This is a genomic window from Gaiella sp., from assembly GCF_057140465.1.
Genome location: NZ_DBNHWK010000010.1, coordinates 1 through 16,255, shown reverse-complemented (window position 1 = coordinate 16,255; position 16,255 = coordinate 1). Strand labels below are relative to the sequence as shown.

The following is a 16,255-nucleotide window of genomic DNA, read 5'->3' as shown; positions in this document are numbered from 1 at the left end:
GAGCTGGACCGCGTCGAGCTTCGGGCGGAAGACACGGCCCTCACGGGTCGCGCGGATCGAGGCGCGGATCGGGGCGTCGACGGGGACGCCCTCCGGGAGCTCCACCGTGATCCGGATCGGCCCGCGCGCGGCGACGACGCGCACGGGGTCGGTCGCGCCGACCTCGACGGGCCGCTCGACGAGCGGCGTCCCCCGGAAGCCGACGAGGAGCGAGCCGCTGCCGGTCGGCCACGATGCCGGCGCGACGACCGCGCCGAGGAGCGCCGCGCCGAGCGCCGCGAGCACGATCCACGGGCGAAACCGTCGCCGGCCGCCGACGTCCTCCCGCTCCGGCGGCCTGGGGGCCGCCGACGAGACCTCCATGTGCAGATCGTCGATCCCGGGGCGGGCACGCGCATCCGCTCTTCCACGCGCAGCCTCCACGGCATACCCGCATCCCGACGTGCGGTGGCGGCCGCGCCGTCCCACCCGCGTCCCCGCACCCACGGGGACGAGCCGCCCGCACCCGCACTATCCAAAATGAAGTAATGTGTCGGCACGCCAACCGACGATGAGCCGACGGACGACGAGGAGGATGCGATGACGCTGCAGATCGGAGACACGGCGCCGAACTTCCAGGCGCAGACGACGGAGGGGCCGATCGACTTCCACGAGTGGATCGGCGACTCCTGGGCGGTGCTCTTCTCACACCCCAAGGACTTCACCCCGGTGTGCACGACCGAGCTCGGGTACATGGCGAGGATCAAGCCCGAGTTCGACCGCCGCGGCGTCAAGGTGATCGGGCTCTCGGTCGACTCGACCGACGACCACGAGACGTGGGCGCGCGACATCGAGGAGACACAGGGCCACGCACCCAACTACCCGATCATCGGGGACGCCGACTTCACGGTCTCGAAGCTCTACGGGATGCTCGGGTCGAGTGTGGCAGGCGACCCGCGCGACCGGACGGCGGTCGACAACCAGACGGTGCGGAACGTGTTCGTGATCGGTCCGGACAAGAAGGTGAAGCTCGTGCTCGTCTACCCGATGACCACGGGACGCAACTTCGACGAGGTGCTGCGCGTGATCGACTCGCTGCAGCTGACCGCCGCCCACAGGGTCTCGACCCCTGCGAACTGGCAGCAGGGCGACGACGTGATCATCGCCGGCTCGGTCTCGAACGACGAGGCGAAGGAGATCTGGCCGGACGGATGGGAGGAGCCGAAGCCCTACCTCCGCATCGTCCCCCAGCCGCGCTGACCGGTCGCGACCGGCCGGGCGTCACCCCCTAGGCGCAGGTCCACCCCTCGATCGCGCCGCGCGACGAGCGCGGCCGGTACCGATGCCGTCGGCGCGCTCCCGGCCTTCTAGTGGCCGTGGGCTCCGTTGTCGTGGTCGCCCGCGGTCGTCCCGTCCGGGCCGGGGACGAGGATCGAGCGCGACGTCCCGGGAACGAGGAGGAGGACGTCCTGCTGGCCCTCGGGGACCTGGAAGAGCAGCATCAGCGTGCCCTCGGCACCGGGAAGGATCCTCTCGAGGCCGTCCGACGACCAGTGGGGCCCGATCGGCTGCCCGCCTGCGGGGGCGGCAACGGCGAAGGCCGCGGGCTCGACGCGGATGCCGGGGCCGCCTCGCGCGAGCATCGTGACGTCGACCCAGAAGCGGCGGTAGCCCTTCGGCAGCGGGTCGGGCATCTTCATGCCCGGCATCGTCCGCATGTGCTGGCTCTGGTTCCAGTAGCGAACTGCGTCGACTCGGAGCTCGCCGCCGTCGATCTCGATCACCTCTCCGACGGCCGCCGCCTCGCCGCCGCTTCGATCGACGAGCAGGCCGGAGACGCCGACCACGAGCACGACGGCGATCGCGAGCACGAGCCCGACGCGCGCGAGGAGCGACCGCTCGATGCGGGCTCCGCGGAGCCCCGGAAGCCCGGGGCGCCGCCGGGCCGGCACGCCCGGCGGCGCGAGCGTTCGCGGGACGCGGGCGCTGCGTGCCCCTGCCATCAGGTCGTCTCCCTGGTTGCGTGCCTGCGCGTGGTCATCCGCACGTCACCGGGATTCCGGACACGGTCGGGCCGAGGCTCGACTGGACGGTGATCTTCTCGCCGCAGCTCTTCGGCGGCGACGTCCCTGTCGGGCCGATCTTCCAGCCCTTCCCGTCGACGGTGACGCCGTCCACGGTGACGTCGCCGATCGTCGTCTTCAGCTTGGCCGTGACCTTCGCGCTCTTGCCGGGAGCGAACTCCTCGAGCGTGCCGACCGTGCCCTCGATCGTCCACCGCTTCGCCTTCTTGTCCCAGACCGCGCTGGTGACGGTGACCGACCCCTCGTCGCCCGTGATCGTCACGTACACCGTCCCGGTCGTGCGGTTGCCCGTCTCGTCCTCGATCGTGTACTTGAAGACGTCGCTGCCCGTGGCTCCGCCGAACGGCGTGTAGAGGACGCCGATCTCACCGTACGGGGTCACGTATCCCTTGGCGGTCGTCCCCTTGACCCGCTCCACCTGCACCTCGTCGCCCTCGTTCGTGAGCACGAGCTTCAGCTCGTCGTTCTCGGGGTCGGTGTCGTTCGCGAGCACGGGGATGATCGCCTGGCTGCTCCCGCTTGCGACCGCAACGTAGTCGTTCGCGGCCGTCGGCGGCTTGGAGCGTACGGAGAGCAGGACGACCGCCCTCGGGCCTCCCGGCCCGAGCCGGTACGTGAAGGAGTCCTTGCCGACGTACCCGACGGCCGGCGTGTACGTGAAGGACCCGTCGGCGTCGAGGTTCAGGGTGCCGTGGGACACCCCCGACACGAGGGCGGCGGGCGGGAGCTCGTGCCCGTCGAGGTCGACGTCGTTCGCCTTGACGCCGACCGCGGCGGCGATCTCCAGGCCCGGGTCGCCGGCGGCCGCTCGCGGCGGGGCGACGTACGAGTCGACGCGCGCCATCGGCGGCGTCGTGTCGACGCGGAGGATGCCCCACAGCCCCTGGAACGTGCCCAACGAGCCGAAGTCGCGGAACAGGTAGTCGCCCGGCGTCGTGAACTCACCGCCGCGCTCCTTGAACACGAGGTCGTAGTGGACCGCTGGCCCCATTCCCTCCTGCGACGAGATCCACCACGAGGTCATGTTGTGTCCGTTCATCGGTCCGCCGAGATCGGTGGGGTCCTCGTGGAAGTCGCGATTCAGGCGGCCGGAGTCGTCGATGTACGGCTGCCGCTGCCAGGCGTGGCCGTGCACGGTGAACTCGTGCCCGCGTGAATGGCCCCCCGGCTGCACGAGGCGCATGCGTATCGGCTCGGGCCCCGCCACCGGGCTCGCCGGGAAGACCGCCGTCAACGGGTCCTCGCCTCCGACGATGGTGTTCGAGAACAGCTTGTGGACGTTTGTGTTCCCGAGCAGCGATGCGCTCTCGAACGGCGTGTCGGCGGCGATTCCGAGGCGGTGCCAGAGCGGATCCGCGCCGTAGTTGATCGCCTTCTGGCCGGAGTCCTGCGGGTCCTCGGGGAACCCGCCGCCCTCGCCGTTGACGTTGGGGATGGCGCACGGGAGTCCGCCGCTACAGCCGCCTCGACGCAGGTTGAGGTCGTCCTGGAGCACGGTGACGAACTCGCGGAACGCCTTCGTTCCCGCCCCGTCGGGGAACCGCACGGTCGCGGCGACACGCGTGCCCGGGTCGTTCGTCCACGTCGCACCGGGCGGCTCGATCACGAGCGCCCCGACGAGGCCCTTGCTGGCGCCTTCGATCGGGTCCGCCGCCATGAGGTTGACCGCCCCGAGCTCGACGGGCTTCGCGACGATCTTCAGCTTGCCCGCGCCGTCGGGCTCGAACCCGAGCTCGCCGGCGTACCACGTGTACTGCTTGCTCTCGCCGGGGCCGACGGTGTTCGCCGCGTTGCTCGTCCCGGCGTCGAATCCACCCGACTTGCGCACGTCGTGTGCGACGAGCTGGGGAGCGAGCCCGACCCTGCTCGACGGGCGGATGTCGTTCGCGTTGAAGGTCGTGAAGCCTCCGTTCACCTTGCTCTTGCGGATGATCGGCGGCAGGGAGTTGAAGCCGTCGTGCTCGGGCACGACGGCGGGCAGCGCGTTCTCGAGGTCGACCTTGATGCACTCGCCGGCACCGGCCCGCAGCACGATCGGCTCGATCGGCGTCCCCGGCCGCAGGCCGGTGGGCTTGCCGTCGGCATCGCGCACGAGGTCGTTGGTCATCACGTACATCAGGCCGTTGGGGTCGACGAGCTTGGTGCGGCGGTCGTTGTAGACGAGCCCGTCGTCCCCGAGCACGTCCTTCGCCCGCACGGCGGTCACGGCGTAGCGTCGTGTCGGGGTCTGTGCGCCGCCGGTCTTCTTCGGGCACGCCTGGGTGAACTCGTGCAGGTTCGAGACGGTCCAGCCGGCGGCCGGGATCTGGTTGTTCGGAAGCTGGCGCAGGTCCGTGCGCTGCTTCCCGTACGAGCGCAGGAGGCCCCACACGCCGTTCCAGCGGCCTTCCGTCTGTGCGCCGGCCTCCCAGACGTAGTCGACGTTCTTGTTCGACTGCCCCGTCGAGAGGTCCGGGACCACCGGCGCCTCGAGGTTGAAGTACTCCGAGATCCCGGTCGGTCCACCGGCTCGCCAGCCCGAGTTGGGGTTGCGCGGCTCGTGCTGCCACTTCAGCCCGTGGAGCGTGAAGTTGTGCTCCTCCTCCTGTCCGCCGACCTGGACGCGCAGGCGCACCCGGTCCCCCTGGTAGACGGGGAGGAGCGGCGTGAACGGGTCGCCCGGCCCGACGTCGGGGGTGAGGGGCGGGTACACGCCGGGCTGCGAGTTGAGCGGCGCCCACTCTCGGTCCGTCCGTGACTCGAAGACGCGCGACAGGTCACCCGGCTCGCCGGCGGCCTGCGTCTTGCCGGTCGGGTCGTAGACCCGTGCGGCGAGCGGCTCGTTGCGGTAGTTGACGACGTACGTCCCGGGGTCGTCGGCGGAGATCGCTTCCGGGCACGGCCGCGGAGCGCCGCCTGGGCATGTCGGCGGGAACCAGTAGAGGTCGGTCTTGCTCCCGCTCGGCGGCTCGAGCCGGAACGACGGGTTCACGACCTTGTCGAAGTCCGCGTACGACGGGATCGTGACGCCGGCCCCGTTGTCCTGTGAGCCGAGCGCACCACCGCCCTGCTCGTAGGCGTGCTGGAAGTCCGAGAACTCGAGGTAGAACTCGCGGAAGCTGTTCGCCGGGTTGGCCGTGATCACGTCGGCGCGCCAGGAGGTCGGCCCGCCGTCGTCTCGCGAGCCCATCATGACGCCGGTCTGCGAATGCTTCCAGGTCGAGCCCTCGGGCTCGATCAGCACGGTTCCGTAGAGCCCGACCTGCTGGTGCGTCGACGGCCCGTAGTGGTCGTGGGTGAACACGGTGCCGAGCCCCTTGTCCCACGAGTCGTTGAGCAGCGGGTCGGCGTACCAGCGCTGGATCGTGGTCCGCGCGCCCCAGGCGAGCTTCTCCACGCCGGCCACGTCCTTGAACGTCGGATGCTGGACCGCGAGCGGGCATGCGGGCGTCGGCTCCTCGCCCTCGGCGTCGAGGCGGGCGTTCCCGTTCGTGTCGTTGGCACAGGGCGACCCCTTCGCCTCTGCGTCGGCGCGGACCGCGTGGATCCGCTCCTCGACCTCCTCCGGCGAGAGCGTCCCGTCCTCGTAGTTGAAGCCGTTCGCCGAGCCGTCGGCTGCGAGGACGTCGAACTTCACGAGGTGGATGTGCTGGCCGATGATGTCCGTCGGCGTGCGCACCTGGTAGTCGTCGAGCTCGTAGACGTTCGGCACGAGGTTCGTGTGCTCGAACGACGTGCAGTCGCCGACCCCCAGTCGCATGACGAGCGGCTCGGGCGCCCGTTTGCCGCCGAGCACGTCGTCGACGTCCTCGTTCAGCGAGAGGATCCGCTGCTGCGGGAAGTGCCAGCCGAGCTTGTTGATCGTCGTGTCGAGCTCGACGACGGCCGCCTTGTACGTGCGGGTCTTCGCGATCGACCCGAGCGGCGCGAAGCCGCCGCTGGTGTTCGCCGTCTCGGTCCGGCACGGGTTCGCGAACGGCGCCCCCGCGACGGCCGGCAGGCCGTTCGTCTCGAAGCTTCCGGGCCCTGAGACCGCCGCGTCGCCGGTCGTCGACGTCGCGTGCCACTGGACTCCGTGGAACGCCATCGCCGCCTTCTCGGCCGGTGTCCCGCCCTCGGGCAGGTACACGACCGACGCCTTCGTGAGCTCGGTGTTCATGTCGAGGCGGGTCTCGAATTGCTCGCGTTCGCCGTCGACGATGATGTGGCGCGCCAGGCCTCCGTCGATCGGGTTCTCCGTCTCCTCGTCGATCGCGATGTCCATCGGCGGTGTGGGCGCCCGGTGGCCTGCGACGCCCGGCACGAAGAACGGATAGCCGGGGTTCGCGCTCGTCTCGCTCAGCCCGGTCGCGAAGCGGTTGCCCTCACCGTCGGTCTGCTCGAGATCCGCGACGCCGTCACCGTCGGCGTCGATCTGGCTCGAGTCGTCGACGCCGTCGCCGGTGAGGTCGTACGGCACGACCGCCGTCTTCGGGTTCGGCATCGGCGCCATCGCCAGCGTCGGCAGCGGCACGACACCCGGGATCGGAGTCCCCTTGACGATCTCGCCGTCGGGGAAGGCGCGCGAGAGCCGCGTGCTCCCGTCGGCGCCCTCGACGAGCGCGGGCGTCCCGTCGGCGTCGAGCAGCGTGCCCTGCTCGAACGTGTCGTGCACGCGCCAGAGCTCCCACATCCCCTGGGCGAAGTGGGGGTAGAAGTGGCAGTGGAAGATCGAGTCGCCGACCGTCTTGTTGCGGTTGCCGGAGCCGCCGTAGGCGATCTCGTACGTGAACCCCCCGCCGGGCCCGATGTTCTGGCTGTCGAGGTAGGACGAGCGCTTCTCGTTCCAGTCGTACTGCCACTGGTGGGCGTGCAGGTGGAAGATGTGGTGCTCCTTCGGCCCGGCGTGCAGGTTGCGGAACTTGACGCGGTCGTTGAGGTAGCTGTGGTGGACGTTCGCCGGGTCGTCCGGGTAGAGGGCCTTCGTCGCCACTCCGGGCTCGTTCGCCGGGTTGTCGACGACCATCGCCGGGTCGCCGACGACCCACGAGCTGAGGAAGAACTCCTCGTACTTGCACTCCACGCACTTGCCCATGGGACCGACGCCCTTGCGGTTCGCGAGGATCTCGGCGCCGATGCCGCCGGTGCCGTAGTTGATCCCGAACCCGTCCTTGACGCCGTGCAGGGTGTGGCTGAGCGTCGGGTCGTCGAACTCGGCGAACGCCTGCACCGCCTTGATCTCGTCGTGGAAGATCACGGTGAACTCGCGGAACGGCTCCTCGCCCCGGTCACGGTGCTGGTTGTAGTTCTCGTTCTGCCAGTACGCATCGGGGTACGACTGTTTCGGAATCAGGCCCCGGTCGGGGCCGGTGATCACGGCGTTGAGGTCGGAGTGGACGATCTCGTTGCCCTGGAGCATGTGCAGGACCGGCAGGCCGGCGCGCCCCTCCGCCGCCCCCGCCGGGTAGACGGCGTCGTAGTCGAGGATCGGCTGCCCCGTCGCCGCCGTCTTGGTCGTCGCGATGTCCATCTCCTCGCGCGTGACCTGGCTCCGGTACCACTCCGTGCCCCACGGCTCGACGTTGATCGCGCCGAACAGCCCGAGCGAGATCGAGGCGTTGAGGCCCTCGCCGCCGACCGGGGTGCCCATGCTGTACATGAGGTACGTGTTCTCGTACTCGGCGAAGAGCGCGTAGTCGCGCTTCTCGCCCGGAGCGGCGAGGCTGCTCTCGTTCTCGCCGACGAAGGACCCGTCACTCGCGATCCCCGACAGCCCTCCGGCGTTCGCCATCTGCAGCCCGTTGACGTGGACCGAGACGTGGCGGTCGGCCGGATGATCCGGCTTCGGCGCTGCCCCGAGCAGGTTCTGGAAGTGGACCACGAGGCAGTCGCCGACGTTCATGCGCAGCACGAGCGGCCGCGGCCGCTCGCCGGGTCGGAGCTCGACGTTGCCCGCGGTGAGTGTTCCACCCTCGGCCTCGGTGAGGCCGGTCGTCTTGTCGACGACGTCGCCTCGCAGCGCGTAGACGAGCCCGTACGGGTCTTCCGGCGCGCCGGCCAGCACGCCGAGCCGGTTGTAGTAGAAGCGCTGCTCGAGTGCGACGACGTCCGCCTCGATCGTGCGCGTCCCGCCGGCGAAGCTGAACCCCTCGCAGGTCCCGCCCGTCGCCGCGCCTGCGCTCCCCGTGTGCGACGTGAGCGCAGCCGCGCACGCGACGAGGATCACCGCGGGCACGAGGGCAGTTGCGGCCCGCGCCCCACGGCCGACCGCGACGGCATCGAGGGCGTGGACGGCCGTGCCGCGGACACCGCGGCGCCGCAGCGCGCCGAGGGCACGGGCGACGGGCGCCTGCGGCTCGAACGGGGCGCCGAGGAGCACCGTGACGCCGACGAGGATGACGAGCGCGGCGCCCAGCGCCGCGGACGCGTCGTTGACCGCGTGCCCCAGTGCGCCCTGCCCCTCGTGGCCGGCGCCGAACAGCCACCCGTGCGCGATGTTGCCGGGGATCGACGCGATGGCGTAGCCGACCGCCGCGACGAGCGCCCAGACCACCCGCCCCCAGGCGCGCCGTCCGGCGAGGCCGAGCACCTCGACGAGAACGCCGGCGACCGCGGTCGCGACGAGCACGACGAGCAGGGTCGGTGGGAAGGCAAGGCTCGAGTCCCGCAGCCAGTGCAGCGTCGGGTTGATCTGGTGGGCCTCGTGCAGGTCCGCGTGCAGCCGATGCAACACGTAGCCGCCGGCGTATGCGAGCAATACGGCGGTCACAGCCCGCCGCTTGGGCTTCGAAAGCACGTCCTTCCCCCGTTTCCGGGGCCGCAGAACGGAAGGCGACGATCACTGTCCGTCGCCCTGTCTCCCCCGTCCCGTTCCCCCCTAGGTCAGCTGTCCCCCTTCGCGGTCTTCCCCGGACCGACGGCAATGAAGGGGCTTTCTAACACGATCGCCCTGGAGATGCAACCCCTTACGATTTCATGCTGTTTCGTGCGTGTCTTCGCGGGGGGCGCGGCCGCACGAGGCCGACCCGGGTGTGCGAGGACGTCTCGCGACCTACGGTAAGCGGCCCCGAGCGATCACATCGCCGACGCTCCAGCCTCCGGGGCGTGCGCTCGCGGGCCCCTGCGATCGTCGTCGTCGAGTGTCGAAAATGCAGGAAAATACATGCAGCCGAGATGAGTTCGTGCGACCTGTCACGTCATTGGGCATCGGGGATCACCGTATTTCCCCGAAGCGACCCTCGGCAGAACCGCCGATGCCCCGGGCAGCGGCGCCCACGAAGATCACTTCCATTGGTGGCGTGCGGATGCGTAGAAGCGAGCCCAGCGGAGAGACGAGGAAGCCCTGTGGGGCATTCGAGCGTGCGTCGCACGGGCACTCCGCCGTCAATTCCGTTCGATGCTCGAGGAGGGCAAACGTGAGGAAGTTCGGCATGCTCACGCTCGTCGTGGCCGCGGTGGCGGCGATCACGGCGGGATCGGGGCTCGGGAGCGCCAGCGCGGTCAAGGTGAAGCTCACCGGCGCCTACGCAGGCCAGGCGACGGTGAACGTCGTCGACGACCTCGCCGACATCGCGGCGAGCGGCCCTGGCAAGGCGGCGCCCCTCGGCGTCGGGAAGATCACCGGCGTCGGCAAGGGCGACGCCTCCGCGCAGCCGTGCGTCCCGTTCACCGGCACCGGCCAGATCACCGGCGTGAAGGGGATGAAGATCACCTTCACGATGCTCTCCGGCGCCCAGGGATGCGGTGACGAGGAGGGCAAGTTCTTCAGCATCAACGCCCGGGCCAAGGTCACCGGAGGGGCCGGCAAGGTCAAGGTCGGCAAGAAGCTCTACCCGATGAAGAAGGCCAAGGGCACCTTCAAGATCACCGGCGTCTACGACCGGGGCGCCGGCACGTTCTCGGTCAAGCTCAACGGAGTCGTCACGGTCTAGTCGGAATGGGCAACAACGGAAGAAGGAGACGCTAATGAGACGAACGATGATCATCGTCGCGATTGCGGGAGCAGCGCTGACGGTCGCGATCGGGTCCGTCGTCTGGGCGCAGACGCCGGCGGAGAAGCCGTTTCCGTCGCCGAAGGTCGAGAAGCTGTTCGTCTCGGCGCAGACGGTGACGGCCGCCGGGCACAGCCTGGGCGCCGGGGCCCACAACAACCGGTTCGCCCGTGGCGAGACGGTCGTGTTCCAGGTCTACAGCGGTCAGAACGGCACCGGCAACGCGATCACCAACCAGGAAGCCCGGTACGCGTACGTGGCGGTTCCCGGCCAGCCGAACCTGAAGCTCGCCTACTCGGCCTCGGGAGGAGCCTGGCCGTGGACCGCCTCGTGGACGATCCCTGCGGACTACCCGACCGGGCTCGTCAACTTCAAGGTGCGGTTCCGGACGAAGCAGGGCGAGTACGGCAACTTCGTGCAGATCCCCGTCGATCTGGCGCAACTGACGGTGACGGGCTAGAGGAAGGGGCGAGAGACCTATGAACGCTGACATCAGGAGGTACTCGATGAGAGGGCTCGTCCTGACACTCGGGCTCGTGATCGCGCTCGGCGCGCTCGCGGCGTCCGCGGCCGCGCAGACGCCTGCCAAGCAGGACGTCTTCCTCTACGTCGACACCGTGAACGGACCTCGCCCGGTGGGAGTCCCGCCGCGGGCGATTACATGCACCCAGACGAACAACTTCAAGCGGGGCGAGCAGGTCGTGTTCCGCATCTGGGGCAGCGAGGCCGCGACCGGCGACATCCTGTCCACCGCGAACGTCGCCGAGGCGTTCGTCACGGTGCCCGGAGTCGCCGAGCCGCTGAAGCTCAACTGGGGCGCACACGGACGGGACCGCGTCTTCTTCTGGACGGTGGCCTGGGTGATCCCACCCGCCTACCCGCTCGGGACCGTGACCGTCCGCGTCGACTTCAAGACCGAGGCGGGCAAGGCCGGGCGCTACGACTACACGCTGACCGTGACGCCGAGCGCCCTCAAGGCGAAGAAGAAGACCGCGCGGAAGAAGTAGCCGCGACAGAGACAGAGGACTAGAGACAACACAGAAGACAGAGACAACGGAGAGGAATCCCTGATGACCCGATCACCAAACACAGCGAGGCCGTGGCGGCGACTTGCCGTCGCCGGCGTGACCGTCGCCGTGACCGTGATGCTCGTCCAGTCCGCGGCCCTCGCCGACCCGACGCCCGTGCCGACGCCGGCCGTCCCGGGCGCCCCGGGCCTGCCGGGCCCGGTCACGAACCTCGGCACGCCGGCCGACACGATGAAGACGCTGACGGCGACGCCGGACATCGCGCCGGCCGGGAAGGCGGTGACGCTCACCGGCGCCGGCCTCCCGGCGAACAAGGAGGTCACGATCGCCTGGTCGACGGCGAGCGTCCGCTGGATCCTCGACCCGAAGCCCGACACCTTCGACTACATCGGCCGCAAGGTCGACAAGTTCGCCGTCGAGCTGGCGAAGGCGAGGACCGATGCGAACGGGGCGCTCAAGGTCAACCTCAAGGCCCCGGTCGACTTCGGCGGGCTGCACGACATCTACGCCGTCGTCGACGGCGTCCAGGTCGCGAAGGGCGGCTTCCTGCTCGAGCGCGTGGTCAAGATCAGCCCGAAGAAGGGCCCGGTCGGCACGCCGATCACCGTCACCGTGCAGGGGATGGGCTCGCCGACCTACGAGAGCGTCGGCGGCGTCCTGTGGGACAACCGCTACACGGGCGCGGTGTCGGCGAACACCACGCGCGGCACGGTGAAGTTCAAGCTCCGCGCCGCCGGCCCGCCCGGCGTGCACTGGATCGAGTACGGCGGGTCGAGCCACACCGTCCCGTACCTGAACATGGAGCAGTCACCCGTGCCGTGGACGGACGGGCATCGCTTCAAGTTCACCGTGACGAAGGACGCAGGCCCGCCGCCGAACCGGCTCGAGTGGCCGGCGAAGGTGAAGCCGACGATCGACGCGAAGACGACGCTCCTCGAGGCCAATCTCGAGCCGCAGACCACTGCGAGCGCGAAGCTCGACTCCGCGAGCGGCCCGATCCTGTCGAAGGTGAGCATCACCGCTGCAGGGCTCGTGGCCGGCGCCCCCGTCGACCTCGTCTGGTCGACCGTGGTCGGCAACCGCGTCAACTGCACGGGGACGTGCTGGAACTTCGTGTCCGTGCCGCTCGGTCGCGGAACCGCGAGCGCGGCCGGGACGCTGCAGAGCGCCGTGACGATCCCGGACGGTCTCGGCGGCTGGCACGTGATCCAGGTCGTGCAGGCCGGGCAGGTGAAGGCGCAGGTGCCCTACTTCGTGAAGCGCTCGTTCGTGAAGGCGCCGAAGGTCGTGAAGGCGGGCGAGCCGTTCATCGTCGAGATCAAGGGCGTCGGGTGGACGCAGATCGACAATACGGTCGCGGTCACCTACGACAACGCCTACATCGGCTACGCCTGCGGGTTCAACTCGAACGGGTACGTGCGGATCCAGCTCTTCGCCACCGGAGAGCCGGGTACCCATCTGATCGACCTCTATCCGCTCCTGTACACGCAGAACCCGGCGTACCCGTACTCCCAGCTCGGGATGGTGCCGTTGCTCGGATTCGCGACGGACGCCCCCGGTCTCGCCGCGGGCTACGAGCTGCCGGCGTTCCGCCTGGCGATCAAGGTCGTCAAGTAGGCATTCCTCACGCGGGGGGCGGCGCTCCGGCGCCGTCTCCCGCCTCCTTCGCGCCGGCGGTGGCGACGGCGACCTCGCCGTCCCACAGCAGGGGCGAGGGGGCGACCCGCAGGATCCGCGCGAGACGGTCGGGGAGCCACCAGTTGTAGCGCCCGACGACCGCCATCAGCGACGGCACGAGGACCATCCGCACGATCGTCGCGTCGATCACGATCGCGAGGATGAGCCCGATCCCGAGCTCCTGCAGCGCCGCGACGCCGCCGAGCACGAAGCCGAGGAACGCCGCCACCATGATCGCGGCCGCCGCGGTCACGATGCGGCCGGTGCGCTCGAGGCCGTGGGCGACCGCGCGCCGGTTGTCCGGGACGTGATCCCACGACTCGCGCATTCTCGTGACGAGGAACACCTCGTAGTCCATCGAGAGGCCGAAGAGCGTCGCGAAGAGGAGGATCGGGATCCAGCCGTCGATCTGGCCCGTCTGGTCGAGGCCGACGAGGTCGGCCCCGACGCCCCACTGGGCGACGAGGACCAGCAGCCCGCACGCGGCGGCCACCGACAGGAGGTTCAGCAGCACGGCCTTGAGCGGGAGCACGAGCGAGCGGAACGTCCGCATCAAGACGACGAAGGTGAGCGCGAGGACGGCGGCCACGAGCCACGGGAACACGGCGTACGCGCGGTCGAGGAAGTCGACACCCTGCGGCGGCGCGCCGCCGGCCTGCACCGTGACGCCTTCGGGGAACCGTGCGGCCGGGATCAGCTCCTCGCGGAGCTGCCGGACGAAGCGTTGGGAGACGGGGTCGCCGTACTCGTGTCGCCCGGCGACGATCACGCGGGCGAAACGCCCGCTGTCGTCGACGTAGGGCGGCTTGCGGCCGGAGGCGACGACCGCCACCTCCGGCTCGTTGAACAGACGGTCGGCGAGCCGGTCGATCGCGTCCCGGGTGGGGCCGGTTCGTGTCGAGCCCGGCTCCCCGGTGTCGATCACGACGTGCGTCGGCGTGACGGCTCCCGGGCCGACGCTGTCGCGCAGCAGCTCGAGGCCGCGGGCCGACTCGAGCGAGGGAGGGATGCCGGAGATCGACCCGGGCGTGAGGGTGATCGCGACCAGGGGCACCGCCGCGGCGACGAGCAGGGCCGTGCCCGAGACGAGGAACGGCCAGGGTCGCCGCATGATCGTGCGGGCGAGCCGCGCCCAGAAGCCGTGGTCGACGTCGGCCGACCCGGGGAGGTGGGGGAGCGTGGGGCGCAGGCGACCGCGGAGGAGCTCGCGAACCGGGATCCCCCGCGCGCCGCGAGCGCCGAGCAGCGAGAGGAGCGCGGGCTGCAGCGTGAGCGCCGCCGCGATCGACGCGAGCGGGATCAGGGCGCCGCCGACGCCGAGCGAGCGGACGAACGGCACCGGGATGAAGAGGAGCAGCGCGAGCCCGATCGTCACCGCCATGCCGGAGGCGACGACCGCGCGGCCGGCCGTCTGCATCGTCGTGACGATCGCGTCGTCGCGCGTGCGTCCGCGGGCGAGCTCCTCGCGGAAGCGGTTGACGATCAGCAGCGAGTAGTCGACGGCGAGCCCGAGGCCGATCAGCTCCACGACGTTCGTCACGTACGCGACCATCGAGAACTGGTGGGCGATCAGCCAGATCGCCCCGAGCGTCGCGGTGATCGTGCAGGCGGCGAAGGCGAACGGCACGAGGACGGCGACCGAGACGCCGAAGAGCGCGATCAGCACGAGCAGCGCGATCGGGATCGCGATCAGCTCCCCGCGGCGGAGGTCGGATGCGAACACCGGGTCGAGGTCGCGCTGGATCGCGGGTGGCCCGGTGACGAGGACGGGCGGCGCGCCCGGCTCCGCCAGTGCCCGCCGGAGGTCGTCGGCGTACCCCTTGGCGCCCGTGAGGTCGAGCCGTGTCGCCACCGTCGCATAGACGACGCCGGCTCCCGGCCGGAGCTCGCCGACCGTGCTCGTGGGAATGCTCCGGGCGGCGGCCTCGAGCCGTTGCTGCTGCTCCTCCTGAACGGTCTCGTCGAACGGGCGCGCGACGCGGATGACGACGGTGAACGTGCCGTCGGTGCGCTCGCCGAAGGCGCTCTCGAGCAGCTGCGCCGCCCGGTCGGACTCGGTGCCGGGGACGGCGAACGAGTTGGACAGGAGCGCCGGGAGCCCCTGGGAGGCGGCGGCGCCGACGACGAGGACGCCGAGCCAGAGGACGAGGACGAGGAGGCGGAAGCGAAGGACTGCGCGGGTCCACCGCTCGAGCACGTGGGAAGCCTAGACGAACTTCGGCACGGCGCCGGCGGTGCGCCGGCCGCCAGTCGCCGGTGACGCCTCCTCGCCGCCTCCGATGCGGTGTGCGGCGAGGAGGCGGCGACGGCTCGGCTGCCTCGGTCGGGAGCGACGGGGACGGGCGCGGCGAGCGGGCGGGTCTGCGGGATCATCCGCCTCCGATGCGGGATTCCCACAGGGAATCGGGGTCGAGACGGGGGTACGATCGGGTCGATGGGGTCGTTCCGTCGCAACCGAGCGGCGCGGATCGTGACCGCGGTCGGGTGCGCGGTGCTTTTCGCAGGGGTCGTGGCGGCGATCGGCGAGGGGCGCCCCGACGCGTCGCGCGCCGGGAGCCCGGAGCGCGGTCGTACCGTCTACCTCACGCGCGGCTGCGGCGGATGTCACGACGCGAGCCCGGTCGGCGACGAGCGGCCGGCGGGCCCGAAGCTCGAGAAGGCGGCGATGGCCCGGAACGCAGCCGCCGCCGGCAAGACGCTCGGGCCGTACGTGCTCGAGTCGATCGTCGCGCCGCGCGCCTTCGCCGTCCCGGGCTACGTCAGCGGCGCGATGCCGTCGTACGCCCAGCTCTCGAAGCGCGAGCTCGACGACCTCGTCTCGTACCTGATCGGGAAGCCGTTCACGTCGGTCCCGGCCCCCCGCATCCCACCGCGACCGCTCGCCGCGTGCGACGCGAGCGCCCGCTGCCGCGCCACGGTCGCTGCCTGGAGGAAGAAGGCGAGGCTTCCGAAGAGCGCGATTCCCGGTGCGAAGCTCGTCGCCGTCACCGACTGCCGGTCGTGCCACGTCTACGCGGGCAGCGGCGCAAAGCGCTCCAGCGCCCCCGACCTCACGCGCCAGGCGGCGCGCAAGCGCTCGCTCGCGTGGCTCGTCCGCAAGCTGCGCTGCCCCGACTGCGTGCGACCGGGATCGGGGATGCCGTCCTACGCGGAGCTCGGCGACGCCAACCTCCGCCGGATCGCGGTCTTCCTCCGGGCGTCGAAGGGCACGCGCCGCTGAGGCGACGCGGCCGGCGTGACTCGCCCGGAGATCGGGTCAGCGACTGCGATCGCCGTCGCGTGTGCCGGGGCCTACTCACACGGCGGATCAGCTGAGCCGCTCGGCGAGCTCCACGAGCCCCAGCTCGCGGCTGAACACCCAAACGATGCGACGACCGCCCCATTCCGGGACGACGGTCGGAGCCGATATGCGGTGGAACCCCGCGTCCCTGGCCGACTCGAGCGCTGTGTCGAGGTCGTCGACCTCGAAACACAGGTGCAGGAGCGCCGGGCCGCCGGCGATCTGTCGCGCGATCGGCGAGTCCTCACCGAGCGGCTC

Annotated in this window: 11 protein-coding genes; 6 read left to right on the top strand and 5 right to left on the bottom strand. The window is 70.6% G+C overall.

Annotated features, from left to right (window positions below; translation table 11 throughout):
• On the bottom strand, window positions 1-363 hold a 363-nt coding region (locus AC162C_RS00930), incomplete at its 3' end, for a hypothetical protein (protein WP_484095909.1).
• 216 nt (window positions 364-579) lie between these two features.
• On the opposite strand from AC162C_RS00930, the gene AC162C_RS00925 reads away from it, so the two are divergent.
• Window positions 580-1,239, top strand: coding sequence for a peroxiredoxin (locus AC162C_RS00925; RefSeq protein ID WP_462972933.1), 660 nt, complete (start codon window positions 580-582; stop codon window positions 1,237-1,239).
• A gap of 107 nt (window positions 1,240-1,346) precedes the next feature.
• Here the strand turns inward: AC162C_RS00925 and AC162C_RS00920 are convergent, their stop codons facing one another.
• Together AC162C_RS00920 and AC162C_RS00915 are read right to left on the bottom strand one after the other, a co-directional pair.
• Complete coding sequence (locus AC162C_RS00920; protein WP_484095908.1) at window positions 1,347-1,982, bottom strand: hypothetical protein; 636 nt, start codon at window positions 1,980-1,982, stop codon at window positions 1,347-1,349.
• 34 nt (window positions 1,983-2,016) lie between these two features.
• Window positions 2,017-8,790 (bottom strand): Ig-like domain-containing protein, encoded by a 6,774-nt coding sequence (locus AC162C_RS00915; RefSeq protein WP_484095907.1) that lies wholly within the window; start codon window positions 8,788-8,790, stop codon window positions 2,017-2,019.
• A 646-nt stretch (window positions 8,791-9,436) separates the two neighbouring features.
• Here AC162C_RS00915 and AC162C_RS00910 point away from each other — a divergent pair.
• The 4 genes from AC162C_RS00910 to AC162C_RS00895 all read left to right on the top strand — a co-directional run bounded on the left by AC162C_RS00910 (window position 9,437) and on the right by AC162C_RS00895 (window position 12,657).
• Window positions 9,437-9,952, top strand: coding sequence for a hypothetical protein (locus tag AC162C_RS00910; protein ID WP_484095906.1), 516 nt, complete (start codon window positions 9,437-9,439; stop codon window positions 9,950-9,952).
• A 34-nt stretch (window positions 9,953-9,986) separates the two neighbouring features.
• Window positions 9,987-10,472, top strand: a complete 486-nt coding sequence (locus AC162C_RS00905; RefSeq protein ID WP_484095905.1) for a hypothetical protein — start codon at window positions 9,987-9,989, stop codon at window positions 10,470-10,472.
• A gap of 46 nt (window positions 10,473-10,518) precedes the next feature.
• A complete protein-coding gene (locus AC162C_RS00900) occupies window positions 10,519-11,019 on the top strand; it encodes a hypothetical protein (RefSeq protein WP_484095904.1) in 501 nt (166 codons plus the stop codon).
• Window positions 11,020-11,136: 117 nt separating this feature from the next.
• Entirely contained in the window at window positions 11,137-12,657 is a 1,521-nt protein-coding gene (locus AC162C_RS00895) for a hypothetical protein (RefSeq protein ID WP_484095903.1), read from the top strand.
• Between the two features lie 7 nt (window positions 12,658-12,664).
• Here AC162C_RS00895 and AC162C_RS00890 read toward each other — a convergent pair whose 3' ends face one another.
• Window positions 12,665-14,914, bottom strand: a complete 2,250-nt coding sequence (locus tag AC162C_RS00890) for an MMPL family transporter (protein WP_484095902.1) — start codon at window positions 14,912-14,914, stop codon at window positions 12,665-12,667.
• A gap of 237 nt (window positions 14,915-15,151) precedes the next feature.
• Between AC162C_RS00890 and AC162C_RS00885 the strand changes: the two genes are divergently transcribed.
• Complete coding sequence (locus AC162C_RS00885; protein WP_484095901.1) at window positions 15,152-15,937, top strand: c-type cytochrome; 786 nt, start codon at window positions 15,152-15,154, stop codon at window positions 15,935-15,937.
• An 87-nt stretch (window positions 15,938-16,024) separates the two neighbouring features.
• Here AC162C_RS00885 and AC162C_RS00880 read toward each other — a convergent pair.
• A partial coding sequence (locus AC162C_RS00880; protein WP_484095900.1) for a VOC family protein occupies window positions 16,025-16,255 on the bottom strand: 231 nt, incomplete at its 5' end.

Coding starts and splice junctions, on each gene's coding strand:
- AC162C_RS00925 (WP_462972933.1), top strand. CDS start 580: ATGACGCTGCAGATCGGAGACACGGCGCCGAACTTCCAGGCGCAGACG.
- AC162C_RS00920 (WP_484095908.1), bottom strand. CDS start 1,982: ATGGCAGGGGCACGCAGCGCCCGCGTCCCGCGAACGCTCGCGCCGCCG.
- AC162C_RS00905 (WP_484095905.1), top strand. CDS start 9,987: ATGAGACGAACGATGATCATCGTCGCGATTGCGGGAGCAGCGCTGACG.
- AC162C_RS00900 (WP_484095904.1), top strand. CDS start 10,519: ATGAGAGGGCTCGTCCTGACACTCGGGCTCGTGATCGCGCTCGGCGCG.
- AC162C_RS00885 (WP_484095901.1), top strand. CDS start 15,152: ATGGGGTCGTTCCGTCGCAACCGAGCGGCGCGGATCGTGACCGCGGTC.